The sequence below is a fragment of the Streptomyces sp. FXJ1.172 genome (assembly GCF_001636945.3).
GTDB lineage: Bacteria > Actinomycetota > Actinomycetes > Streptomycetales > Streptomycetaceae > Streptomyces.
Genome location: NZ_CP119133.2, coordinates 6,519,597 through 6,542,485, shown reverse-complemented (window position 1 = coordinate 6,542,485; position 22,889 = coordinate 6,519,597). Strand labels below are relative to the sequence as shown.

The 22,889-nt window shown below is 72.0% G+C and carries 23 protein-coding genes and 3 pseudogenes; 11 read left to right on the top strand and 15 right to left on the bottom strand.

Annotation, left to right across the window (positions count from 1 at the left end):
* Window positions 1–19 precede the first annotated feature (19 nt).
* The 3 genes and pseudogenes from npdG to A6P39_RS29320 all read right to left on the bottom strand — a co-directional run.
* Entirely contained in the window at window positions 20–733 is a 714-nt protein-coding gene (gene npdG, locus A6P39_RS29330; RefSeq protein ID WP_067040714.1) for an NADPH-dependent F420 reductase, read from the bottom strand.
* A gap of 38 nt (window positions 734–771) precedes the next feature.
* Window positions 772–1,619: pseudogene (locus tag A6P39_RS29325) on the bottom strand (sialidase family protein); the annotation flags it as partial.
* A 190-nt stretch (window positions 1,620–1,809) separates the two neighbouring features.
* Window positions 1,810–2,034, bottom strand: a pseudogene (locus A6P39_RS29320) (sialidase family protein); the annotation flags it as partial.
* A gap of 105 nt (window positions 2,035–2,139) precedes the next feature.
* Here A6P39_RS29320 and A6P39_RS29315 point away from each other — a divergent pair.
* Both A6P39_RS29315 and A6P39_RS29310 read left to right on the top strand, forming a co-directional pair.
* Window positions 2,140–2,736 carry a hypothetical protein gene (locus A6P39_RS29315; RefSeq protein WP_067040720.1) on the top strand — a complete coding sequence of 199 codons (597 nt, stop codon included), beginning with the start codon at window positions 2,140–2,142 and terminating at the stop codon, window positions 2,734–2,736.
* A gap of 108 nt (window positions 2,737–2,844) precedes the next feature.
* Entirely contained in the window at window positions 2,845–4,161 is a 1,317-nt protein-coding gene (locus tag A6P39_RS29310; RefSeq protein WP_079133177.1) for an MFS transporter, read from the top strand.
* Here A6P39_RS29310 and A6P39_RS29305 read toward each other — a convergent pair whose 3' ends face one another.
* Window positions 4,162–4,395 (bottom strand): hypothetical protein, encoded by a 234-nt coding sequence (locus A6P39_RS29305; protein WP_067040723.1) that lies wholly within the window; start codon window positions 4,393–4,395, stop codon window positions 4,162–4,164.
* A 58-nt stretch (window positions 4,396–4,453) separates the two neighbouring features.
* Here A6P39_RS29305 and map point away from each other — a divergent pair, with 58 nt between their 5' ends.
* A complete protein-coding gene (gene map, locus A6P39_RS29300) occupies window positions 4,454–5,311 on the top strand; it encodes a type I methionyl aminopeptidase (protein ID WP_067040726.1) in 858 nt (285 codons plus the stop codon).
* Between the two features lie 112 nt (window positions 5,312–5,423).
* Window positions 5,424–6,071 (top strand): biliverdin-producing heme oxygenase, encoded by a 648-nt coding sequence (locus A6P39_RS29295; RefSeq protein WP_067040729.1) that lies wholly within the window; start codon window positions 5,424–5,426, stop codon window positions 6,069–6,071.
* A gap of 14 nt (window positions 6,072–6,085) precedes the next feature.
* On the opposite strand, the gene A6P39_RS29290 is transcribed toward A6P39_RS29295, so the two are convergent.
* Window positions 6,086–6,730 carry a PhzF family phenazine biosynthesis protein gene (locus A6P39_RS29290; RefSeq protein WP_067040732.1) on the bottom strand — a complete coding sequence of 215 codons (645 nt, stop codon included), beginning with the start codon at window positions 6,728–6,730 and terminating at the stop codon, window positions 6,086–6,088.
* Between the two features lie 18 nt (window positions 6,731–6,748).
* On the opposite strand from A6P39_RS29290, the pseudogene A6P39_RS29285 reads away from it, so the two are divergent.
* Window positions 6,749–6,958: pseudogene (locus A6P39_RS29285) on the top strand (hypothetical protein); the annotation flags it as partial.
* Window positions 6,909–7,835: a hypothetical protein gene (locus tag A6P39_RS29280; RefSeq protein WP_234378761.1), complete on the top strand. Its 927-nt coding sequence runs from the start codon at window positions 6,909–6,911 to the stop codon at window positions 7,833–7,835. The pseudogene A6P39_RS29285 and the gene A6P39_RS29280, both read left to right, overlap by 50 nt.
* 34 nt (window positions 7,836–7,869) lie before the next feature.
* Here A6P39_RS29280 and A6P39_RS29275 read toward each other — a convergent pair whose 3' ends face one another.
* The 5 genes from A6P39_RS29275 to A6P39_RS29255 all read right to left on the bottom strand — a co-directional run bounded on the left by A6P39_RS29275 (window position 7,870) and on the right by A6P39_RS29255 (window position 12,790).
* Window positions 7,870–8,601, bottom strand: coding sequence for a bifunctional DNA primase/polymerase (locus A6P39_RS29275; RefSeq protein WP_067040737.1), 732 nt, complete (start codon window positions 8,599–8,601; stop codon window positions 7,870–7,872).
* A 63-nt stretch (window positions 8,602–8,664) separates the two neighbouring features.
* The gene (locus tag A6P39_RS29270) at window positions 8,665–9,294 is read right to left on the bottom strand and encodes a TetR/AcrR family transcriptional regulator (RefSeq protein ID WP_067040740.1); all 630 of its coding nucleotides are present in this window, start codon (window positions 9,292–9,294) and stop codon (window positions 8,665–8,667) included.
* Between the two features lie 60 nt (window positions 9,295–9,354).
* Window positions 9,355–10,350, bottom strand: coding sequence for a small ribosomal subunit Rsm22 family protein (locus tag A6P39_RS29265; RefSeq protein WP_067040742.1), 996 nt, complete (start codon window positions 10,348–10,350; stop codon window positions 9,355–9,357).
* 23 nt (window positions 10,351–10,373) lie between these two features.
* On the bottom strand, window positions 10,374–11,555 hold the full coding sequence (locus A6P39_RS29260; RefSeq protein ID WP_199840701.1) for a serine hydrolase domain-containing protein: 1,182 nt from the start codon (window positions 11,553–11,555) through the stop codon (window positions 10,374–10,376).
* Window positions 11,495–12,790 (bottom strand): multidrug effflux MFS transporter, encoded by a 1,296-nt coding sequence (locus A6P39_RS29255; protein WP_067040744.1) that lies wholly within the window; start codon window positions 12,788–12,790, stop codon window positions 11,495–11,497. The genes A6P39_RS29260 and A6P39_RS29255 overlap by 61 nt, the downstream gene beginning before the upstream one ends.
* Before the next feature lie 168 nt (window positions 12,791–12,958).
* On the opposite strand from A6P39_RS29255, the gene A6P39_RS29250 reads away from it, so the two are divergent.
* Window positions 12,959–13,717, top strand: a complete 759-nt coding sequence (locus A6P39_RS29250; RefSeq protein ID WP_067040745.1) for an SDR family oxidoreductase — start codon at window positions 12,959–12,961, stop codon at window positions 13,715–13,717.
* A gap of 327 nt (window positions 13,718–14,044) precedes the next feature.
* Here A6P39_RS29250 and A6P39_RS29245 read toward each other — a convergent pair whose 3' ends face one another.
* The 3 genes from A6P39_RS29245 to A6P39_RS29235 form a co-directional block, all read right to left on the bottom strand.
* Window positions 14,045–15,265 (bottom strand): D-alanyl-D-alanine carboxypeptidase family protein, encoded by a 1,221-nt coding sequence (locus tag A6P39_RS29245; RefSeq protein WP_199840702.1) that lies wholly within the window; start codon window positions 15,263–15,265, stop codon window positions 14,045–14,047.
* 235 nt (window positions 15,266–15,500) lie between these two features.
* Window positions 15,501–16,490 (bottom strand): aldo/keto reductase, encoded by a 990-nt coding sequence (locus A6P39_RS29240; protein WP_199840703.1) that lies wholly within the window; start codon window positions 16,488–16,490, stop codon window positions 15,501–15,503.
* 158 nt (window positions 16,491–16,648) lie between these two features.
* Complete coding sequence (locus A6P39_RS29235; RefSeq protein WP_067040752.1) at window positions 16,649–16,975, bottom strand: nuclear transport factor 2 family protein; 327 nt, start codon at window positions 16,973–16,975, stop codon at window positions 16,649–16,651.
* Window positions 16,976–17,110: 135 nt separating this feature from the next.
* Between A6P39_RS29235 and A6P39_RS29230 the strand changes: the two genes are divergently transcribed.
* The 4 genes from A6P39_RS29230 to A6P39_RS29215 all read left to right on the top strand — a co-directional run bounded on the left by A6P39_RS29230 (window position 17,111) and on the right by A6P39_RS29215 (window position 18,927).
* A complete protein-coding gene (locus A6P39_RS29230; protein ID WP_067040754.1) occupies window positions 17,111–17,656 on the top strand; it encodes a DoxX family membrane protein in 546 nt (181 codons plus the stop codon).
* Window positions 17,657–17,695: 39 nt separating this feature from the next.
* Entirely contained in the window at window positions 17,696–18,034 is a 339-nt protein-coding gene (locus A6P39_RS29225) for a MazG-like family protein (protein WP_067040757.1), read from the top strand.
* A 175-nt stretch (window positions 18,035–18,209) separates the two neighbouring features.
* Complete coding sequence (locus tag A6P39_RS29220; protein WP_234378757.1) at window positions 18,210–18,674, top strand: hypothetical protein; 465 nt, start codon at window positions 18,210–18,212, stop codon at window positions 18,672–18,674.
* A 7-nt stretch (window positions 18,675–18,681) separates the two neighbouring features.
* Window positions 18,682–18,927: a hypothetical protein gene (locus tag A6P39_RS29215; RefSeq protein ID WP_067040759.1), complete on the top strand. Its 246-nt coding sequence runs from the start codon at window positions 18,682–18,684 to the stop codon at window positions 18,925–18,927.
* Between the two features lie 251 nt (window positions 18,928–19,178).
* On the opposite strand, the gene A6P39_RS29210 is transcribed toward A6P39_RS29215, so the two are convergent.
* Window positions 19,179–21,377: a DEAD/DEAH box helicase gene (locus tag A6P39_RS29210; protein ID WP_067040763.1), complete on the bottom strand. Its 2,199-nt coding sequence runs from the start codon at window positions 21,375–21,377 to the stop codon at window positions 19,179–19,181.
* Complete coding sequence (gene brxD / locus A6P39_RS29205; RefSeq protein ID WP_067040766.1) at window positions 21,377–22,726, bottom strand: BREX system ATP-binding protein BrxD; 1,350 nt, start codon at window positions 22,724–22,726, stop codon at window positions 21,377–21,379. The genes A6P39_RS29210 and brxD overlap by 1 nt, the downstream gene beginning before the upstream one ends.
* Window positions 22,727–22,889: the final 163 nt, after the last annotated feature.

Here is a 22,889-nt window from a genome sequence, read left to right as displayed (position 1 = left end):
ACCAGTGTCCCCCATCCGCTCACACGTCCGTGACGCGGAGCCCGGCGTGGGCCTTGTAGCGGCGGTTGACGGAGATCAGGTTCGCGACCAGCGACTCCACCTGGTGGGCGTTGCGCAGCCGCCCGGCGAAGACGCCCCGCATGCCGGGGATGCGCCCGGCGAGGGCCTGCACGGCCTCCACGTCGGCCCGCTCCTCGCCGAGCACCATCACATCGGTGTCGATCTGCTCGATCTGCGGGTCCTGCAGCAGGACGGCCGACAGGTGGTGGAAGGCGGCGGTGACCCGGGAGTCCGGCAGCAGGGCGGCGGCCTGCTCGGCGGCGCTGCCCTCCTCCGGCTTGAGGGCGTAGGCGCCCTTCTTGTCGAAGCCGAGCGGGTTGACGCAGTCCACGACGAGCTTGCCGGACAGCTCCTCGCGCAGGGCGGCCAGGGTGTCGCCGTGCCCCTCCCACGGTACGGCGACGATCACGATGTCGCTGCGGCGCGCGGTCTCGGCGTTGTCGGCGCCCTCGACGCCGTGGCCGAGTTCCCGGGCGGCGGCCTGGGCACGCTCGGCGGCGCGGGAGCCGATGATCACCTTCTGGCCGGCCCGGGCGAGCCGGTAGGCGAGGCCCTTGCCCTGCGGGCCGGTACCGCCGAGGACGCCGACGACGTACCCGGACACATCGGGCAGGTCCCAGGGGTCCTTGGCGGGGGCCTTCGCAGGGGTCTGTGCGCTGTCGGTAGAGGTCATGGGCCCGACTCTACGTCCGTGCCGGGGGCGGCAGCGGGTCAGGTGAGCCGGTGCAGCGGGACCCGGCGGAAGGTGATCGTCTCGTAGGCGCCGAAGTCGCCCCTCTCGTAGAGGAGTCCGACGGTGCGGGGGTCGACGCGGACCAGGTCGGAGTAGGCGGCGGGCAGCGCGTCGGCCGTGAACACCGGGCGCCAGGTGGTGCCGCCGTCGGCGGAGGCGCGGAGGGTCATCAGCGCGCGGCGGGCGGGGTCGGCCGGGCCGGAGCACAGGAGCAGGTCGGGGTCGCGGAGCTGGAGGACGGAGGCCTCGCAGACGGGGGCGACGAGTGAGGCCTGCGGGCGGAAGGGGGTGACGAGGGTGCGGCCGCCGTCGGCGGAGTGGGCGTCGGCGCGGTTGGCGGGGGAACTGCCCGACTCGTTGCGGGTGTTGAAGTAGACGCGCCCGTCGGGGAGCTGGGCCGCGGTGGTCTCGTTCACCTGGACGGAGCCGTCGGTGTTCTCGTCGGCGTACCCGAGGTACCAGTTCTCGCCGCGGTCGTCGCTGAGCAGGCAGTGGCCGCTGTGGTACTTCGCCTCGGCGCCGGTGTCGGTGCCGGCGGGCGGGAGGGTGTGGGGACGAGCACACGTCCCGAGGCGAGCTGGAGGGCGTGCCCGGGGGTGGTGGCGTACCAGCGCCGGCCGGGCCGCTTCACCTGAGCGGTGATCTCCCGCGACGCGGACCAGGTCAGGCCGTCGTCGTCGCTGTGCTGCACCCACACCCGGCGCCCGTCGGCGTCCTCGACCCGGCCGCGCCGGACGGCGTCCTCGGTGGCCCCGGCCGCGGCCCGGACATGCACGAGCAGGACGCGGCCGGTGTCGAGGACGACGGGGGCGGGGTTGCCGGCCAGTGCCCCGGCAGGCAACGTCTGCCCGTCAAGGAGCGGCGTCCGGTGCGTGCTCTCGGTGTGCCGGCCGGATGCCCTCGTACTGGACGTACTTGGGCTTCCGGGCGGTGCGGCGAGTGGGGGCACCTCCCGGCCGAAGGCTGGGGGAGCGTGCCGGGCGTCGCGACGGGGCGAACGTTGCCTGTTGGGGCACTAGGCCGGTGCCGTTGCTCGCGGCGACCGTGAGCGGGCCCCAGGTGCGTCCGCCGTCGGTGGACCGCCTGAGCACGATGTCGATGTGACCGTGGTCGGCGGCGGAGTCGTGGCGGCCCTCGCAGAAGGCGAGCAGCGTGCCGGCGCCGGTGACCACGATCGCGGGGATCCGGAAGGCGGCGTAGCCCTGGTGTCCGGCGTGGAAGGGGACGGTGACCTCGGTCATGGGGCGGCTCCTCGGCTGGAGTGGGAGGGGTGTATGTCCCCGGGACGGGCGAATTCCGGGTGAACTGCGCGTCACGAGTGGCCGGTTGCGGCAGGATGCGGTCGCATGGACGCCGTACGGGTCGCGTTGCTGCGCGAAGTGCTCGCCGGGACGGAGTGGCTCGGGGCCACCCGGAGGTTCGCGGGGGTGCTGCGCGGGTCGGTGGTGGCGCACGGGGGCGGGCTGCTGCTGGTCGGCACGCCGGAGTACGAGCCGTGGCACCTGGCGGCGCATCTGGTGGACGAGGCCGCGTGGTCGGGTACGCCGGAGCTGGCGCCGACACTCGTACGGCACCGGGCGCGCCCCGGTGACCCGCCCCACCTGACCGTCGGACCGGGCCGGATCGAGGCGGCGCGGCGGGGTGAGACCCTGCTGGTCGTGGCGCCCGAGGAGCCGGCGCCGCTGCTGGAGCGGGTGCATGCGGCCCGGCGGGCCGGGGTGACCGTGCTGGCACTCGGTGCCGACGGGGGCGGCCTCGACGCGATGGCGCACGAGTCGCTGGCGGTTCCGAAAGGGGCGGAGCTGGACCTGGACACGGTCCAGCACCTGGTCAGCGCGGCGGCGGGCGAGAACGGGGGGCCTTTGACGGGGCGCCGGGGCTTCCGGGACCGGCTGTCGAGGCTGGCGGAGATCGTGACGGCACCGCCGCCCGCCCCGTGGTGACTCGCCCGCCCGCCCGGGGTGGAGCGCCCGGGACGGCCCGCTGAAATCCGGTTGCCTGCCGCGAAATCCGGTTGCCCGCCGATCCCGCCCGGCCGAGCATGATCCCTTGTGCCCCGCGACCTCCTGCGCGGTTTCCTCCGCGGTTTCCTCCCCGACCTCTCCCCCTGGCGGGCCTCCCAGGACTTCCGGCGGCTCTGGACGTCAGGGCTGATCAGCAACTTCGGCAGCTTTCTGACCTTCGTCGCGCTCCCCGTCCAGTTGAAGGACCTCACCGGCTCCGCGGCGGCGGTCGGCGCGATCGGTGCCGTGGAGCTGCTGCCGCTCATCGTCTGCGGCCTGTACGGCGGCGCCCTCGCCGACGCCCTCGACAAGCGGAAGCTCATCGTGCGGACGGAGGCCGGTCAGGGCCTGCTCAGCGCGGTCCTGCTGCTCAACGCCCTGCTCCCGCGCCCCGCGGTCTGGCCGCTGTACGCCATCGCCGCGCTCTCCTCGGCCCTGGGCTCCGTCCAGCGCCCGGCGCTGGACTCGCTGTGGCCCCGGATCGTCGCCCACGACGACATGCCCGCGGCGGCCTCGCTGAACTCGCTGCGCTGGACCGTCGGCGGAGTGGCCGGCCCGGCGGTCGCGGGCGTGGTCGTCGCCTACGCGGGCCTTGGCTGGGCCTACGCCGCCGACCTGCTGACCTTCGCCGTGTCGGTGGCCTACATCGTGCGGATCGCCCCCTCCCCCGCCGCCCACGAGGCGTCGAAGCCCTCGCTGCACGCCGTCCTGGAAGGCGCCCGGTACGCGTGGAGCCGTAAGGAACTCCTCGGCACCTACGTCGTCGACCTCGCGGCGATGTTCCTGGCCATGCCGCTGGCCGTCCTGCCGTTCCTCGCCGACGAGTTGCACGCCCGCTGGGCGCTCGGCCTGATGTACGCCTCCGTCCCGGCCGGGGCGATGCTGGTGAGCCTGACCGGCGGCTGGGCCTCCCGGGTGCACCGGCACGGGCTGCTGGTGGTGCTGTCGGCCACCGGCTGGGGCCTGGCGGTCGCGGCGGCCGGCGGGTGCGGGAACGTGTGGCTGGTCCTTGTGTTCCTGACCGTCGGCGGCGGCTTCGACATGGTCTCCGGGATCTTCCGGGCCGCGATGTGGAACCAGACGATCCCGGACGAGCTGCGCGGCCGGCTCGCCGGGATCGAGCTGCTGTCCTATTCGGTCGGCCCGCAGCTCGGCCAGGTCCGGGCGGGCGGTCTGGCCGCCTGGGCGGGCGTACGGACCTCCGTCGCCCTCGGCGGCCTGGCGTGCGCGGGCGCGATGGGCCTGCTCGCGCTGTGGCTGCCGGGGCTCATGACGTACGACGCCCGGACCAACGAGCACGCGGTACGGATGCGCGAGCGGCGCGCCGCCGCCGAACCGGCTGCGAGCGGGCCGGCCGTGGACTGATCACTCGCCGTCGGCGTCCGGGCGGGCCGACGCGTCGTGCCAGCGCGGGTCGTTCTCCCACTCGAGGTTGCGCTCGGCGGCTGTCTCCATCGCGCGCCGGGCCTCCTCGGGCGAGGCGTACGGCCCGAAGCGGTCCTTGCCCGGGCACTCCGGGCCCTCCTCGACCTTCTTGTGCTCCAGGCAGTAGAACCACTCGCCCGGCTTGCCGACGGTGCGCTTCTTGAACAGGGCCATGAACAGCTCCTCTCGCCACGGACATGTTCCCCCATCTCCGCTGGATAGACTCGCTGGCATGTCTGGCCAGTCGCTGCTCGTACCAGGGGAGCTGTCCCCCACCCGTTCGGTCCCCGGAAACATCCGCCGCCCCGAGTACGTCGGCAAACCCGCGCCGGCGCCGTACACCGGGCCCGAGGTGCAGACCCCGGAGACCATCGAGGCGATGCGGATCGCCGGCCGTATCGCCGCGCAGGCGATGGCGGAGGCCGCGAAGGCCATCGCGCCCGGGGTCACCACGGACCATTTGGACAAGGTCGCCCACACGTACATGTGCGACCATGGCGCCTACCCCTCCACGCTGGGCTACCGCGGCTTCCCCAAGTCACTGTGCACGTCGGTCAACGAGGTCATCTGCCACGGCATCCCGGACTCGACGGTCCTGAAGGACGGCGACATCGTCAACCTGGACGTGACGGCGTACATCGGCGGGGTGCACGGCGACAACAACGCCACCTACCTGGTCGGGGACGTGGACGAGGAGTCGCGGCTGCTGGTGGAGCGGACCCGGGAGTCCCTGAACCGCGCGATCAAGGCGGTCAAGCCGGGCCGGCAGATCAACATCATCGGCCGGGTCATCGAGTCGTACGCCAAGCGCTTCGGCTACGGCGTCGTCCGTGACTTCACCGGCCACGGGATCAGCTCCTCGTTCCACTCCGGCCTGATCATCCCGCACTACGACAGCCCGCACGCGACGACGGTCATGCAGCCGGGCATGACGTTCACGATCGAGCCGATGCTGACGCTGGGCACCCACGAGTACGACATGTGGGACGACGGCTGGACGGTCGTGACGAAGGACCGCAAGCGGACGGCGCAGTTCGAGCACACGCTGGTGGTGACGGAGACGGGGGCGGAGATCCTGACTCTTCCCTGACCGGCGTCTTCCAGCGACGACGGGCCCACTCCGTGCCGGGGTGGGCTTTGTCTTGTAGACTTTTACCGACAAGGTGTCGGCAAAGCTCCGCAGACCATCCAGGGACGGGTTCATGGACTCCTTCTCGGCACTCATCCGCACCGCCTCCCACGAGCAGCACATGGAGGCGGAGACCTCGACCTTCATGAGCGACCTGCTCGGCGGCAGGCTGGGCGTGGCCGCGTACGGTCGCTACACCGAACAGCTGTGGTTCGTGTACGAGGCACTGGAGAGCGATGCCGGGCGGCTGGCCGCGGACCCGGTGGCGGGGCCGTTCGTCCGGCCGGAGCTGCTGCGGCTGCCGGCGCTGGAGCGGGACCTGGCGCATCTGCGGGGCGCCGGGTGGCGGACGACCCTGTCGGCGCTGCCCGAAACGCGGGCGTACGCGGACCGGGTCCGCGCGTGTGCCGAGCACTGGCCCGGCGGCTATGTCGCCCACCACTACACCCGCTATCTGGGCGACCTGTCCGGCGGCCAGATCATCCGCGACAGGGCCGAGAAGACCTGGGGCTTCACGAAGAAGGGCGACGGGGTCCGCTTCTACGTCTTCGAGGACGTCGCCAACCCGGCCGCGTTCAAGCGGAGTTACCGGGAGCTGCTGGACGGGATGGCCGTGGACGACCTCGAGAAGCAGCGGATCGTGTCCGAGTGCAAGCAGGCGTTCGCCCTGAACACGGCCGTGTTCAGGGCGCTGGGTGAGGAGTTCCCGCTGAGCGCCTAGTGCCCCGGCACTGGTCAACGCTCGAGGAACACCCGTCCCCCTACCTCCACCCAGCCGTGCGGCTGCGGGGCCGTGAGGATCTGGGAGCCCTTGCCCTGGGTGATGTTCAGGGCGCGGCCCAGCCGGTCGGTGAGGAGGATCGCCGCCGCGCCGGTGGCCTCGTCCTCGTCGATGCCGTCGTCACGGCCGGGGAACGCGCGGGCGCGGACCCGGCCGGCCGCCTCGTCCTCCCAGGCCCAGGCGTAGATCCACTCCCCGGGAGGGGGTTCATCGAGGGCGTCGACCTCGGCGGGGGTGGCGTACTGGCGCAGGGTGCGGGGCGGGGCCCACTCGGCGCGGGCCTCGATCCAGCTGAACTCGCCGTCCAGCCGGGCCCCGACGACTCCCGCGGGCGTGACGAGTTCGGGCACGTCGAGCAGCCAGGCGGTGCCGACGCAGGGATGACCGGCGAAGGGCAGCCGCAGGGTGGGGGTGTAGATGTCGATCACGCCGCGCTCGGGGTCGTCCACGAACACGGTCTCGCTGAAGCCGAGTTTGGCCGCCAGCGCCTGCCGGTCGCTCCGCTCGGGCAGGACCGAGCCCTCGCGGACGACACCGAGTTCGTTGCCGTAGCCGCCGTCCGGTCCGCAGAAGACGCGGAGTACGTCGTAGTCAGTCACCCGGGAATTGAAACATCGGTCACGGTCTGGCCGCTGTACCTGGTCCCGGCACTCGCGGCGTTCCTCGCCCCGGTAGGGTTCGCCTCCGGGAAGGGGAAGGTGAAAGGACCCGATGAGCAGGGATCACAGCCCGCGCAGGCTCCGCAGGCGTGCCCGGAACGCACTCATAGCGGCCTCGTTGACCGCTTTGTCGCTGACGGCGAGCGGATGCGTGGTGGTGCACGGTGAGCGGGAGGTGCTCCCCACCGCCACGCGCGCCGAGGCCGCCAAGGCGCTCACCGCGTTCACGACCGCGTACAACAAGGCCGACAAGGCCTTCGACAGCTCCCTCGACGCGCCCTACGTCACCGGCCCGTTCGGTGACATCGACGCCGCGCGTCTGAAGGCCGGGCACGCCAACAGCCCGTCGGGCAACGCGGACCACGTGCCGCTGAAGCTCACGGACGTGAAGATCACGATCCCCAAGAAGGCCGGCTGGCCGCGCTGGTTCGTCGCCGACGCCAAGGGCAACAAGGCATCGGGCGCGCGCTGGCTGCTGGTGTTCACCCGCAATGGCCTCGGCGAGCGCTGGCAGGTGGCGTATCTGACGCTCGTCGCGCCCGGCGCCGTACCGCAGTTCAAGACCGACGAGGACGGCTGGGCGGAGGCCGTACCGGCCCGCTCGGCGCAGCTCGCCGTCGCGCCCGGCCGGCTGAGCCAGGCCTACGCGACGTACCTGCAAAAGGGCGGCGGGACCTTCGCCGACGGCGCGTACACCAGCGCGGAGCGCGCGGACCGCGCCAAGCGGGCCAACAAGCCCGGTCTGGTCACCCAGTTCATCGACAAGCCGCTGACCAGCGGCGACTACCGGCCGCTGGCGCTGCGCACGGCGGACGGCGGGGCGCTGGTGTTCTTCACCACGCACCACTACGAGAAGCGGACCGTCGCCGCGGGCACCACGATGCCGGCCCAGAACAAGGACGTGCAGGCCCTGACGGAGGGCGAGGTGAAGCAGTCCCTGACGCTGGAGCTGATGTCCAACGAGGTCGTCCTGGACCCGGCGGGCAGCGGCGCGGTGTCCATGCTGGGCCGGGTGCCGGGGCTGACGTCGGCGCAGGGCGCGTAGTGCGCCCCGAAGGGGCGCGGGCAGTGCCTGGTGTCTAGTGCCGCAGCGGCCAGGCGGCGCCCTGCTGTCCGGTGCCGGCGTGGCGGGCGCAGGCGTCGGTGAGGGTCTCCAGCAGGGTCAGCGGGTCCGGCAGGGCGTGCTCCGGGCCGCGTACCCAGCGCACCTGCTGGTCGTCGCCCGGGAGCCGGGCGGGCGGTACGAGGACGTAGGAGCCCCGGCAGTGCCAGCGCAGGCCGGGGTGCTCGTCCATGGTCTCGGGGTGGCAGTCCAGCTCGCAGGGCCACCACTCGTCCTCGTCCTCGGGGGTGCCGCGGGTGAGGGTGAAGAACAGCATGCGGCCGTCGTCGCTCTCGGCGACCGGACCGATCTCGACGCCCTCGCCGAGCAGCCGGTCCAGGGCCTCACGCCCGGCCGCCAAGGGCACGTCGAGGACGTCGTGCACCATGCCGGTGGCGGTGATGAAGTTGGCCTGCGGCTGGTGCCGGGCCCAGTGCTCGATCTGGGCGCGGTCGGTGGTGGACTGCGTCTGCCAGGCGAACGACACCGGGTGCCGGGCCGGGGTGGGACAGCCGACCCGGTCGCAGGAGCAGCGGTAGCCGGGGGCGGGGTGCGCCGCGGGGGCGAGTGGCAGGCCCGCCGCGGCGGCGCCGAGCAGCAGGGCCTCGCGGCCGCCGGTGTCGGCGGCGGCCTCCTTCGGGCGGCGTCCGAGCAGCCACTGGGAGAGTTTGCCCCGCCGGCCGGACCGGCCGCCGAACGTCGCGCTCATCTATCCCCTCGCCTCGCAGGTCGCCGCGCTGGTGTGCGGACAGCATGCCTTATCGTCCCATCTTCATGTGCTTCGGGGTGTCTGGGGTCCGATTCCGTGCAGGGCGTAGTCGACCAGAGTGTCCGTGTAGTCGTATGTGATCGGTCCCGTCCGTTGCAGCCAGCGCTGCGCGAGGGGGGAGACGAACAGCTCCAGGGCGATGCGCGGATCGATGCCGGGCCGTACGTCCCCGGCGTCCTGGGCGGAGCGCAGCCGGTCGACGTACAGCTGGAGCTGGGGTTCGAGGAGCTTGGTGACGAACTCGCGGCCGACCGGTTCGTTGACCACGCCCTCGGCGGCCAGCGCCCGGGAGGGGACCTCGAAGCGCGGGTCGAGGAGCTGGTCCACGGTGATCCGCAGCACCGTCTTGAGATCGGCGGCCAGATCGCCGGTGTCCGGGATGGCGTACGGCTCCTGACCCGCCTCCTGCGCGGCCTGCGTGGAGAGGTCGAAGAACGCCTCCAGCAGGACGGCCGCCTTGGACGGCCACCAGCGGTAGATCGTCTGCTTGCCGACCCCGGCGCGGGCCGCGATCCCCTCGACGGTGGTCTTCGGGTACCCGACCTCGCCGACCAGGGCGAGGGCGGCGTCGTAGATCGCCCGGCGGGACTTCTCGCTGCGGCGCCTGGCATCGGGGGCGGGGTTCTTGACCATGGGACCGACGCTAACAAGAGCCCCGTGAGGGGGCGGTGACGTGCTCGGCATGCGGCGCCGCTACGCGTCCGGGTCCCCGGGCGGCCAGGCGTCCCCCCACTCCGCGTCCCTCGCCGCCCTGTACACGTCACCGTGGCGCTTGGTCACCGTCGTGCGACCCAACCGCCCCTCGGCCTCGCAGAGATCGAGCAGCACCTGGCCCTTGCGGATCTGGGGGCGCCGGACGATCCGGGAAGCGGCAGGCTCCGCCGGCAGGCGGCTCGCGGCGACGTAGGAGAACTTCTCGTCCTCGTAGGCCAGGGTGCCGCCCTTGACCTGGCGGTGCAGGGAGGAGCGGCTCACCCGGGCGGAGAAGTGACACCAGTCCCGGCCGGGCTCGATGGGGCAGGCGGCGCTGTGCGGGCAGGGGGCGACGACGTGCAGTCCGGCGCGGATCAGGCGGTCGCGGGCCTCGATGACGCGGGCGTAGCCGGCCGGGGTGCCGGCCTCCACGATCACCACTGCCTGCGCGGCGGCGGCCGCGGCGTCGACGAGGGCGGCGCGGTCGGGTTCGGCGAGTTCGTTGAGGACGTACGACACCGTGACGAGGTCGGTGTCCTCCAGGGCGAGGTCGGCGCCGATCCGGGCGCGCTGCCAGCGGGCGCCGGTGAGGGCCGGGTTGGCGGCGGCGATCTCCCGGCCGAGGGCGAGGGCGGGCTCGGCCCAGTCCAGCACGGTGACGCCGCGCTCGCCGGGCCAGGTCGCCGTGACGGCCCAGGTCGCGGCGCCGGTGCCGCCGCCGACGTCGGCATGGCTGCCGGGCGTCCAGCCGGGCACGGCCGCCGCGAACGCCTCCAGCGCCGAGCGGACGGCCTCGAAGGTGGCGGGCATGCGGTAGGCGGCGTAGGCGGCGACGTCCGCGCGGTCGCGGAGGATCGGCGCGTGCGTCGGGGTGTCCCCGCGGTAGTTGGCGATCAGCCGTTCCACGGCTGCGGCGGCTTGCCTGGGCGGGAGTCCGTCGAGGATGTCGTCCAGAGCGGCACGCAGGGCCTGGGCCGGGGTCACGGGGTCGTCCACCCGGTGATTCTACGGTGCTGTTTTCAGACCACCGCCCTTGCCAGCAGCGTCGCCAGCGCCGCCCGTGGACCGCTGTCCGGCGGGCGTCTTCTCGGGTGGACCCTGTTCGCCAGCAGGACCAGGAAGGTGTCCGTCGCCGGGTCGAGGACGAGGGAGGTGCCGGTGAATCCGGTGTGGCCCGCCGCGCCGCCTCCCGACAGGGCGCCCATGAACCAGGGCTGGTCGACGGTGAAGCCCAGGCCCGGTGGCGTCAGGAGCAGTTCGACGAAGTCGGGGCCGAGGATGCGGGCGGGGCCGTAGGAGCCGCCGGCGAGCAGGGTGCGGCAGAAGACCGCCAGGTCGGGGGCGGTCGAGAAGAGGCCCGCGTGTCCGGCCACCCCGCCGAGCGCCCAGGCGTTCTCGTCGTGGACCACACCCCGCAGCATCCCCCGGTCCGCTTTGGCCCACGGCCGCCGCTGGTCCTCGGTGGCCGCCGCGCCGGGGCAGGGGCCGAAGCGGGTCGCCGTCATGGCGAGCGGGCGGGTGATGCCGTCCTCGATCAGGACGTCGAGGGCCCGCCCGGTGATGCGTTCCAGCACGAACTGGAGCAGGAGCATGTTCAGGTCGGAGTAGACGTAGGTGCCCGGCCCCATCGCCGGGGTCTCCGCTCTGAGCAGGGACAGCCTCGTGGCGTCGTCGGGGCAGTCGTACAGCGGGAGTTCGGGGCGCAGCCCGGAGGTGTGGGTGAGCAGCTGGCGGACGGTGATGCCGTGGGCGGCCGCCGCGTGGAAGTCGGGCAGGTAGTCGCCGACCCGGGCGTCCATGCCGAGGGTGCCGCGCTCGATCTGCTGCACGGCGGCGACGGACGTGAACAGTTTGGTGAGGGAGGCCAGGTCGAAGGGTGTGCCGACGGTGACCGGGACCCGGGCCTCGGGCGGCAGTTCGACGCCGGTGCCGGTCTCGGGGTCGCAGGCGGCGTAGCGCACCGCCCAGCCCGCGGCCTCGGCCACGGCGATCACGGGTCCCCGGCCGGCCAGGACGACGGCGCCGGCCGCCCAGGGGTGGTCTCCGGCGGTGAGGGCGTGCACGTCGCCGACCAGGTGCTCGATGGCCACCGGGTCGAGCCCGGCCCGCTCCGGTGTGTCGGCGCGCAGTCTCGGTGCGCTCAGTTCTCGTCTCCCTCCGGCCCCGCACGGGTGTTCCCCCGTGTGTTCCAGGGACGGCACATTCCCACGAAGCAGGCCGCCGCGACCAGTGCTCCCGCCAGTTGGACGAGCGCCATGGGTACGGCGGTCCGCTCGCCGGCGATGCCGACGAGCGGCGAGGCGACCGCGCCGACGAGGAAGGAGGTGGTGCCGAGCAGCGCGGAGGCGGAGCCGGCGGCGTGCCGGGTGCGCAGCAGGGCGAGGGACTGGGCGTTGGGGAGTGTGATGCCCATCGCCGACATCAGGACGAAGAGCGCGGCCGCGATCGGGGTCAGGCCCACCTCTCCGAGGGCCCCGGTGGCCGTCAGCAGCAGCGCCGTGGCCGCGAGCACGATCACCGCGAGGCCGCAGGCCAGCACCTTCACGAGGCTCACCCGGCCGGCCAGCACCTTGCCGTTGACCTGTCCGGCGATCACCAGACCGACCGAGTTGAGGCCGAACAGCAGGCTGAAGGTCTGCGGGGAGGCGCCGTAGATCTCCTGGACGACGAAGGGGGAGGCGGATATGTAGGCGAACAGCGCGGCGAAGGCGAAGCCGCCGGCCAGCATGTAGCCGGTGAAGGGCAGGTCGGCCAGCAGGGTGCGCATGGTGCGCAGGGCCTCGGCCGCTCCCCCGCGGTGCCGCTCGGCGGGCGGCAGGGTCTCCGGCAGGCGCAGCCGGACGAGCACGGCCAGCAGGGCGCCGACCGCCGTGAGGACGACGAACACGCCGCGCCAGTCGGTCACCCGCAGGATCTGTCCGCCGATCAGCGGGGCCACGATGGGCGCGGCCCCGGAGATCAGCATCAGGGTGGAGAAGAAGCGGGCCATGGCGACGCCGTCGTACAGGTCGCGTACGACGGCCCGGGCGATGACGATGCCGGCCGCGCCCGCGAGGCCCTGGGCCAGACGGAAGGCGACCAGGGTCTCGACGTTCGGCGCGAACGCGCACAGGGCGGTCGCGAGGACGTAGACGGCGAGGCCGGCGAGCAGCGGCCGGCGCCGTCCCCAGCGGTCGCTCAGCGGGCCGACGACCAGCTGACCGAGTGCCATGCCGGCCAGGCAGGCGGTGAGGGTGAGCTGGACGGTGGCGGCGGGGGCGTGCAGGGCGCGGGTGACCTCGGGCAGCGACGGCAGGTACATGTCCATCGCGAGCGGGGGCGTGGCGGTGAGGCCGCCGAGGACGAGGGTGACGAGCAGTCCGGCGCGGCGGGCGGCGGCCGGGGGCGGTGCGGTGTGCCCGGTCCGCGCCGTGGCCGGCGCCGCGTGCTCGGGCATGTGTCCCTCCCTCTCGTATCCCTCTCGTACAGAACCGGCACCCATGCTCTCAGCTCGCACACACTGCCGATGCACGGATGAACGAGGCGCGGGGGGGCGCATCGGCGGATAACCGTATGGCGGACATGCCATTCCGCATGGCGGACTTCCCGCCTACGCTGCGGAGCCATGACTGACAGGGAATCGAAGATCGCGGTGGTGACGGGGGCCGGCTCCGGCATCGGGCGGGCCGTCGCCGTGGAGCTGCTGCGGGCCGGCTGGTCGGTCGCGCTGGCCGGCCGGCGCACCGGGACGCTGGAGGCGACGGCGGCACTGGTCCCCGGGGGCGCCACCCTCGCCGTACGCACCGACGTCTCCCGCCCCGAGGACGTGGACGCGCTGTTCGCGGCCACGGTGGACAGGTTCGGGCGGGTGGACCTGCTGTTCAACAACGCGGGGATCAACGGGCCCCGCGAGGTCCCGGTCGAGGAGTTGTCGTACGACGACTGGCGGCAGGTGGTGGACGTCAACCTCAACGGGGCGTTCCTGTGCGCGCGGGCGGCGTACCGGCGGATGAAGGAACAGGATCCGCAAGGCGGCCGGATCATCAACAACGGCTCCGTCTCGGCCCACACGCCCCGCCCGCTCTCGGTGGCCTACACCACGACCAAGCACGCGCTGACCGGCCTGACCAAGTCGCTGTCGCTGGACGGGCGGCCGCACCGCATCGCGGTCGGGCAGATCGACATCGGCAACGCGGCGACCGACATGACGGCCCGGATGCAGGCCGGCGCGCTCCAGGCGAACGGCGAGGTGGCGCCGGAGCCGGTGATGGACGTGGCCGACGTGGCGCGGACCGTGCGGCACATGGCCGAGCTGCCGCTGGAGGCGAACGTGCAGTTCGCGACAGTACTGGCGACGGCGATGCCGTACATCGGGCGGGGCTGAGCCCGCTTCTGGACCCGGTTCCACAAACGGAGTTCGAACATCCGCGGTATTGCGGCCGGTCGAGCACCTGTGTTCAACTCTCCTCCACGAGAGCTTCACACTTGGAGACCGTGGACTCCACAAGCCATACCGAGGGGGGAGGCGGCGGCCGTTCCACCGGACCGGAGTTGGGGGGGACCTCGCGCGGGACGCGAGGCACACTCCGGCCGCTGGAACGGCCGCCGCACCATTCACGCCATCACGGCGTCGGCGACATGGTGGAGTTCACCGGCCCGCCGTTCAGCGCGGCGGCGCCCGCAGGATCGCCGTTCACGCCCGCGCAGCGCTTCAGCGGCGGTGGCGTCCGCCGGACTCCGCCGGTCCCCCGGCCGTCTCGGCCTCGGCCGTCGCCACCGTCGCCGCGGCGGTCGCCCTGCGCCGCCGCTTGACCACCCAGGCACCCGCCGCCGCCAGCAGCAGCACCGTGCCTCCGGCGCCCTCGACCAGCCGGCCGGTGGACGGGCCGCCGGACGACGAGCCGGGGCCGCCGGCCGCCGCCTGGGCCCCCTTGCCGCCCGATGCCGGACCCGCCTTCGCACCGCCCTCGCTGAGTGGTTCGACCAGCGTGCCCACGGCCTGCGCCGCACGCCCCTGTCCGAAGCCCCAGTCGAGCAGCGCGGCCGTCTGCTCGTAGACGGCGTTGCTGCCCTCGGCCGGGTGCATGACCGTCACCAGCAGGGTGCGCCCGCCGCGGGTGGCGGCGCCGGTGAAGGTGTTGCCGGCGTTGCTGGTGTAGCCGTTCTTGACACCGATCAGGCCGTCGTATGTCTTCAGACCCCATGCCCCGGTCAGCAGGCGGTCGGTGTTCTGGATCTGGAAGGTCTTCTTGCCGCCCGCGGGGAAGTTCGCGGTGCGCGTGCCGCAGTAGCCGCGGAAGTCCGCGTTCTTCAGGCCGTGGCGGGCGAAGAGCGTGAGGTCGTACGCCGAGGAGATCTGGCCCGGGTGGTCGAAGCCGTCGGGGCTGACCACATGCGTGTCCATGGCCTGCAGGTCCTCGGCCTTGGCCTGCATCTCGGCGACCGTCTTGGCGACGCCGCCGTTCATGTGGGCCAGCACGTGCACGGCGTCGTTGCCGGAGCGCAGGAACACGCCCTGCCACAACTGCTCGACGGTGTAGGTGATACCGGCCTTGATCCCGACCAGGCTGGAGCCGGCCGGCACGTCGGAGATGTCGCTGTCCTTGACCGTGTACCGCTCGGTGCGGTCGAACTTCTTCAGCACGGTGTCCGCGAACAGCATCTTCAGCGTCGACGCGGGCGCGAGACGCTGGTGGGCGTTGAAGGAGGCGAGCACCTCCCCGCTGTCGCAGTCGGCGATCAGCCACGAGCGGGCGGTGAGCTTCGCGGGCAGTCCGGAGGCACCGCTCACCTGGACGCCGGCGCGGGCCAGTTGCTCGCCCCCGATGACGGCGGGCTCGGCTGCGGCGGCCTCGGTGGCCGTGGACAGAGAAAGGGCGGCGGCCGTCAGACCGAGAGCGGCACGCCGGCTGATCCGGGAACATTCACGCACTCCGGGACCGTACACCGCGCCCAGCAGCGGATTCGGTGACGCAGGCACGCCGCGGCCCGGAATTTGCCGCGTTATGAAAATCCGATGAGTTACTCGCGTTTCCTAGGCCTTACACATCCTTTACTCAGGGCGGCTCAAAGGTTCCTCCCTAGCTTGTGGCCGCGCCCAGTACGCGCAGCCGTAGCAGTACGGCGGCTACGGCCGCTGCACCCGCGGTGCGGCCCGCAGGGGCCGCTCACCGCCCCAGCAGGCGCTCGACCTCGGTCAACTGCCCGGCGGTGAGCGGCCCCTTCTGCATGGCGCCGGCGTTCTCCTCGGCCTGGGCGACGGTCCGGAAGCCGGGGATCGGCACGGTGCGCGGGCTGCGCGCCCACAACCAGGCCAGGGCGCCCTGGGCGAGGGTGCGGCCGTCGCTGGTGAGGATGGACCGCAGCGCGTCGATCCGGTCCAGCCACGCGGTGTCGGCGCCGGACCCGTCGGCGTCGTACCCCTGGAGCCAGGCCGGCGGCCTGCTGCGGATGTCCCCGGCCTGCAGCGTCTCCTTGCGCCGCCCGGCCAGCAGCCCCATGGCCAGCGGACTGCGGTTGACGCTGGCCAGCTCCGACTGCTCGCACAGTGCGATGAGCCGGGGCGCGTCGTCGAGGACGTTCAGCGCGTGCTGTACGGCCGTGCAGTGCGCGCCCTCGGCGAAGACGGCGGCACGCCCGGGGTCGTCGGTGCTCCAGCCGTAGGCCCGGATGAGGCCCTCCTGCACGAACTCCTCGCAGACGTCGCGGAGTTCGGCGGCCCGGCCGGGGTCGGCGTCGGAGAGGTGGAACTGGTACAGGTCGATGTGGTCCGTGCCGAGCCGGCGCAGGGAGGCGGTCAGGGCTCGACGGGCGTATTCGGGGGTGTCGTCGCTGCCGGTGAGGGTGCGGGTGTCCCGGTCGACGACGTTGCCCCACTTGGTGGCGAGCACGACGTCGTCCCGTCGCCCGCCCAGGGCCCGGCCGAGGATCTCCTCGCTGTGCCCGGTGCCGTAGCAGTCGGCGGTGTCGAAGAAGGTGACGCCGAGGTCGAGGGCGCGGTGGATCGCCCGTACGGACTCCTCGTCGTCGACCTTCCCCCAGCCGAGCGGCTGCCCGTCGGCGGCCTGCCATTCACCGCCGATGGCCCAGCACCCGAAGCCGAGCGCACTCACGTCGATCCCGCTGCGTCCCAGTGTCCTGGTCGTCATGGTCTCCATGCCGGGGAACGCTAGGAGTTGAAGCGCACACGAGGACAAGGGCTGTCACACCCCCGGTTGCGAATGAGCCCTCGCGGGCCCGGTTCACGCAAGCCCGGTTCACGCGGGCTCGGTTGACGCGGGACCGGTTCACGCGGGACCGGTTCACGTAGGCCCGACTACGCCTGTCCGGTCTCGAACCGGGAGATCCGCCCGTCGTCCTCGACGGTGAAGCGCCACAGGGTCTCCATCTCGCCGTAGGTGTCGTTGCGGTAGTGGGCGCGCAGGGCCCGGCCGCCGTCGGACTCCTTGTCGACCTCCAGGTGGCCGTTGGAGGAGAAGATCTCCCGGTCGATCCAGTCGGCGAGGTCGCGGTCGCGGCCGTCGTCGGCCATGGTCGCACCGGGCGCGAGGAGCCGCATGAAGCCCTCGCGGTCATGGGAGTTGACAGCGTTGACGAACGCCCGGACGGCCGGGTCGCTGAGGTTGGCCGGTTTGATCGTCATGGCGCCAGGCTCACACCGCTCCCCCGGGCCCGCCACCCGAACGCACCCCTCGGCGCGCCCGTGAGGGTGAAACCTGCGACGGTGGGCAGGCGGGAGGACCCGTCCGCGTGTCCACATATCTGCAGGGGAGTCACCGTGAGCTGTTTCGACCGACGTGATCTGGGCCTGCTGCTGCTCCGGCTGGGGACCGGCGGGGTGCTCGCCGCGCACGGCGCGCAGAAGCTGTTCGGCTGGTTCGGCGGGCACGGCCTGGAGGGCACCGGTCAGTTCATGGAGTCCGTCGGCTACGCGCCGGGCAAGATGAGCGCGACGGCGGCGGGCCTCGCGGAAGCGGGCGGCGGCACCCTCCTCGCCCTGGGCCTCGCGACCCCGGCGGCGGGCGCGGCGGCGGCCGGCGCGATGGCGGGGGCGGCGACCGTGCACCTGCCCAACGGCTTCTTCGCCCAGTCGGGTGGCTACGAGTACGCGGCGAGCCTGGGCCTGGCGGCAGCCGGCCTCGCGATCACGGGTCCCGGCCGCCTCTCCCTCGACCACGCCTTCGGCCATGTCCTCGACCGCGGCTGGATGGTACCGACGGCCCTCGGCGTCACGGCAGCGGCCACGGCCCTGGTGGTGGGGGCACGCAGCTGCCGGGTCCGGGCGAAGGCGCAGGGCGAGCAGGAGACGTTGTTCGAGGAGTAGCCGAGGATTCCTCTTCCCCCGCGTGGCAGGCTGCGGGGCATGACCGATCAGAACACCACCCCCGCGCTCTGGCCGACCATCGACGAACTGTTCACCCGGCTGGAGTCGGGCCGCGACCGCGCCGGCACGGAGGGCGCACTGCTGCGCGTCCTCAAGCTGTCGGAGGAGGTCGGCGAGGTGGCCGAGGCCGTCATCGGCGCGACCGGCGACAACCCCCGCAAGGGCTTCTCCCACACCTGGGAGGACGTGCAGCGGGAGTTGTGCGACGTGACCATCTCGGCCCTGGTGGCCCTGCGCTCACTGACCCCGGACGCGCGTGAGGTGTTCGAGCGGCACCTGAAGAGGGTGCAAGAGCGCCCACTCGCACCGTCGGCATGACGGGCACCGATCGCGCCGGCCCTTGATCGCCCGCACACCTATGAACGTTTCTGCATGTCAGTCCGCTTGTTTCTTGATCACTCAATCGCGGTGAATCAGGCAGAACCCTGCAACCGCCGGTCACAAGATCCGGTTGTCCCAGGTGCTCATCAGGAGATCACCGGGAGGGACCGCCTTGCGCCTGCAGTACTTCACGCGCCTCACCACGACTCTGGCCGCCACGGGAGCCCTTGTCCTCGCCGCGCCCACCGGCGCGCATGCCACCGCGATCGGGACAACTCCCGTGCGCACCTTCGAGTACAGCGTCGGCGGTGTGAACATGAAGATCCCGACAGGATGCATGTTCACCCACATCGTCCGCGGCGAGGGCAGGAGCATCACCTACCAGAACGCGGGCGTCGACTGCGCCTTCGTCGCGGCTCTCAGCAGCGGATTCTGCAACTGGCGCATCGACTTCACCTACGCCGACACAAACAACCGGACATACCGCACATCCCGCGGGAGGACGCACACCGAGTGCAAGATCGACCCGATGCGGAACAACTCTCCCCAGACTCTGCCTCGTTATGGAAAGGCGTGTGCCCACCTCTACGTCAACGGAGTGCGCCGCGTGAGCCAGTGTCACCACGTCACGAAGTGAGTCCTTCATGGTCGAGCAGCAACAGCGGAACGACGGGGACAAGGGCTGGGAAGTGCGGCGACGCCGGGCCGGTATCGTCGCGTTCTTCGTGGGGCTCGTCGCCACGCTGGCCTTCTTCGCCTTCGGCCCCGGACTACCGCACGTCATCGACGGAGGAGCCGTGCTCGCCGCCATTGCCGTGGGCGGTCTTGCCCGATGGTCCTGGCAGTCCTGGATGACGAGGACGGCGGGCAGGAAGGCTGGCCGTCTGTGATCACCTTGATGGGGCCCGGCCTCTTGAACAGGCCAAAGCACCTAGGCGGCAGACGAGTCGGGCTGTACGCCGGGTTCTGTCCCATACCGTCTTGCCCTGACCGCCGGGGCGCGGGTGCCAGTCCCAGCAGGCGCCGAAGCCCGCTACGCGAATTTCAGCAGAGAGAGATGACCCGCAGAGCAAGTCGTAAGGCGACGACACAGCGGGGCCCGGCTGAGAGCGACCGCCGCAGCGGCTCCTTCGATTCCGATTCAGTTGCCGTACTGAAAGCGCACCGGCTCGCCAATTACCGCGCGGGCACTCTCGAAGTCGGCCAGACGGGCCGCGACCGTGGCGACCGCCAGACGTTCCGGGAGGGCGGCGGAGAACTTCAGGCCACGTACGGCGCGGCGGTCCACGTCGGGCAGAACGAGGTTCTCGCCGATGTCCTCGCGGGCCGTGCGCCAGTCGGCCGCGGTGAGATCCTCTCGCAGGCGCAGCCAGCTGTCGGTAGGCCGCTGCAGCGGATCGGTGACCGACCGCAACGTGGCGGCGAGCGTGGCGTTCGCTCGGTAGCCGGCCCACGTCCACCAGCGCACATCGCGGCCGGAGCGTGTCACAAGCGTCCCGCCCTGGTGGACGGTGTCCGGGGCGTCGGCCTCACGTTGTTCCACCAGGCAGGCGTCCGCCCGCCGGGTGAGTGAGACCGGTGGGTCCGAGCCCAGCAGCACCTCGCGCATGGCGCGTGTCAATGCATAGGAGAGTCCCGCAATGCCCCCGTTCATCCACTTGGCGATTCCCCCGCCGTCGGCGGGTTCGACGAAGACGCGTTTGCGCAGCCAGTCGATGTAGGTGACCTGCCAACTGCGTCCGCCGAGCAGCAGGCGCCGTGGGCCGGGACGCTCCTCAGTGAGCACACTCGGGTCGGTGCGTCCGATCTCCGTGCGCCCGGATAGGACGGTGAACTGCGGTGGTGCGGTGAAGGACGCGGTGAGTTCGATGAAGTGTCGCTTGCCGAAACGGCGTTCTGCCTCGGGTCCGACGAACAGCATGCCGCCGTCGGTGTCGAGGAAGCCCTCCTCTGTGAGGAAGCGCAGGATCGGGGCGGCCGACCTGTCGAAGGGGGCGAGCCCGTTCCATTCCCGGTCCCACAACTGGTCGCCGAGCTTGTGCTGTTGCAGGGTGACGGCGAGCAGTTGCTGGGCCACCAGGTGGCGCGGCTCGGGCGGCGCGACGACCGGCTCCACCCAGCCTCGCGACCACAGCAGCAGCAGACCCGCCGCCTGCAGCAACGTGTCCTTCCGCGTGGTGAGGAACAGGCAGTTGCGTACCGTGCCCGAGCGCCGACCGGTGCGTCCGATGCGCTGCAGGAACGAGGCGACGGTGGTCGGTGAATCGATCTGGATGACCCGGTCCAGGTCACCGACGTCAATGCCGAGTTCGAGGGTGGACGTGGAGACGATCACGCAGTCGCGTGCCTCGGCGAACGCCTGCTCTGAACGGGTCCGTTCGTCGACCGAGAGGGAGGCGTGGGACAGAAAGACGGTCACCTCGCGCGCCCGGAGCGCGGCGCCCAGTTCCTCGACCTGGCGGCGCGAGTCGCAGAAGACGAGCCGCTTCTCCCCCCTGTGCAGCGCCGCGATGAGTTTGGCCGCGTTGTCCAGGGAGCCAACGTAGTCGAGTTCCACTTCGCCCGCCGGCCTGCGAGACGGTTCGGTGACCGCCTTGTCACCGTGTCCGCTGCCGTCGGTAGCCAGCAGGTGCACTCCAGGGGCGACGACCTGACCGGTGCGGCTGCCGGCGCCCGCGCCTTGCAGCCAGCGCATCAACTCGGCGGGGTTGCCGACCGTCGCCGAGAGCCCGACGCGCTGGATGGGCCGTCCTGTGACCCGTTCCAACCGTTCGAGCACGGCGAGCAGGTGCCATCCCCGGTCGTCCCCTGCGAACGCGTGCACTTCGTCGACGACGACGGCCCGCACGCTTCCCAGCAGGCGGGCGTGGTCGGTCTTGACGCCGATCAGCATCGCTTCGAGCGACTCGGGTGTAGTCAGCAGGATGTCCGGCGCCTCGGCCCGGATGCGCTGCCGTTGTGATTCCTTGGTGTCGCCGTGCCAGAGCGCGGCACGCCGTCCCAGCCACTGAGCGTAGGCGTCGACACGGCCGACCAGGTTGTTGAGGAGTGCCTTGAGCGGGCACAGGTACAGCACGGATGTGCCGGTCCATTTCTGCTCGGTCATCGCCGACAGCAGGGGGAAGCAGGCCGCCTCGGTCTTGCCTCCCGCCGTCGGAGCCAGCAGTACGGCGTCCTGTCCCTCCATGAGTGGGGTGATCGCCGCACGCTGCAGGGGTCGCAGGTCGGGCCAGCCGAGGGTGTTGACGATGTGATGCAGGATGACGGGATCGAGCCGGTCGAGCACGTCAACGCCTTCGTCACCAGGGTCTTTCCCGGCCGGGAGTCCCGCGTCCGGCATCACAGCTCCAGGTCGATGTCGTCAGCCGACGCGGAGCCCCCGGAGACCGTGGCGGCCAGGTTCCGCTCGACGTCGGTGAGTTCGCTGCCGGCGACGGTGAGCCGGTAGTGCTGCCGGGGGTCGAAGTCATCGAACTGGTCCACGCGGTCGAGCACGTCCCCGACGAGTTTCTTCAGGAACAGCCGGGGAGCCACCCCGGCCTTCCCGCCCAGCGCTCCGCCGACGGCCTGCGCGAGGTCCGCGACATACGCGTCGTCGACGACCTTCCGCACACGCTCGGGCGATTCTGCGGCATCGGCGTACAGGTCACGGATGGTGAGACCGAGTCCGACCAGAGACTCCTGGTTGAAGCCGGGAAGCCTGATCTGCACGGCGCGAGGATTGTCGAAGCGCGGGTCGGTGGTGAAGTCGGTGGCCAGCCGCTGAGCGAGCGGGGCCAGGCGCTGCACGCCCTGCTGTCCGTCGTAGAAGGCCGGGGTGCCCGTGATGACCAGATAGAGACCGGGGAAGCGGCCGGAGTGCACCTCGTCGATGAGCTGCCGCAGCGCGTTGAGTGCCTTGTCACGGGCGTCCGACCGGACCCGCTGCAGCGTCTCCACCTCGTCGAGGACGACGAACAGCCCGGTGTGCCCGGAGTCGCGCAGCACGGTGAGGAGCCCCTGCAGGAACCCGAGCGCACCGAAGTGGTCGAGGTCGCCGCGCACCCCGGCGGCCCGGCGGGCGGAGGCAGCGACATGCGGCTGGCCACCGAGCCACGCCAGGACGGCTGCGGCGGTCGCCTCGTCGCCGTCCGCAAGGGCGGCCCGGTAGCCGCGCAGAGCGGTGGCAAAGGACGGGGCGTGCCGGGAGACCTCGGCGAGCCGGGCGACAAGCAGCTTCTCCACCTCACCCGGAAGCTCGTCCTCGGTCGCGCCGGCCGCGAGGGCGTCCTCCTCCAGGGCGTAGAACCAGGCGTCGGCCACAGGCCGCAGCGCGCTGGGCGGGAAACTGGAGGTGGTGAGCCGTTCGGTGAGCCGCCGGTAGACCGTCTCCAGCCGGTGCAGCGGGGTCTCGTTCTCCGAGACCTGGATCTCGGCCACGGCGAAGTTGCGGCGCTTGGCCCGCTCCCCCAGCCAGCGGGTGAAGAACGTCTTGCCGGACCCGTACTCGCCCCGCACGGCCTTGAACACGGAGCCGCCGGACGCCACGGCGTCCAGTTCCGCGTCCAGGGCCGCTTCGAACCGGTCGAGTCCCGTGGCCAGCAGGTCGAGCCCGCTCTCGGGCACGGCACCGCGCCGCAGTGCGTCAATGACGGTACGGCGGCGGGCGGCGCTCACCTGGGCGGGGCGCTGGGATCCGGTGGTGCTCACAGGAACCAGTCTTCCATTCCTACGGGCACCCCCGTACGGGGGCCGGAAGCGGACCGCCGGCCGACCCGCGCTTCACACGGCAAGGCGGCGAGCCGCCCACTTCGTTGAATCGGTTGACGGTCACCTGGAGACGCTGCTGGAATCACTCTCCGTACATACGCCA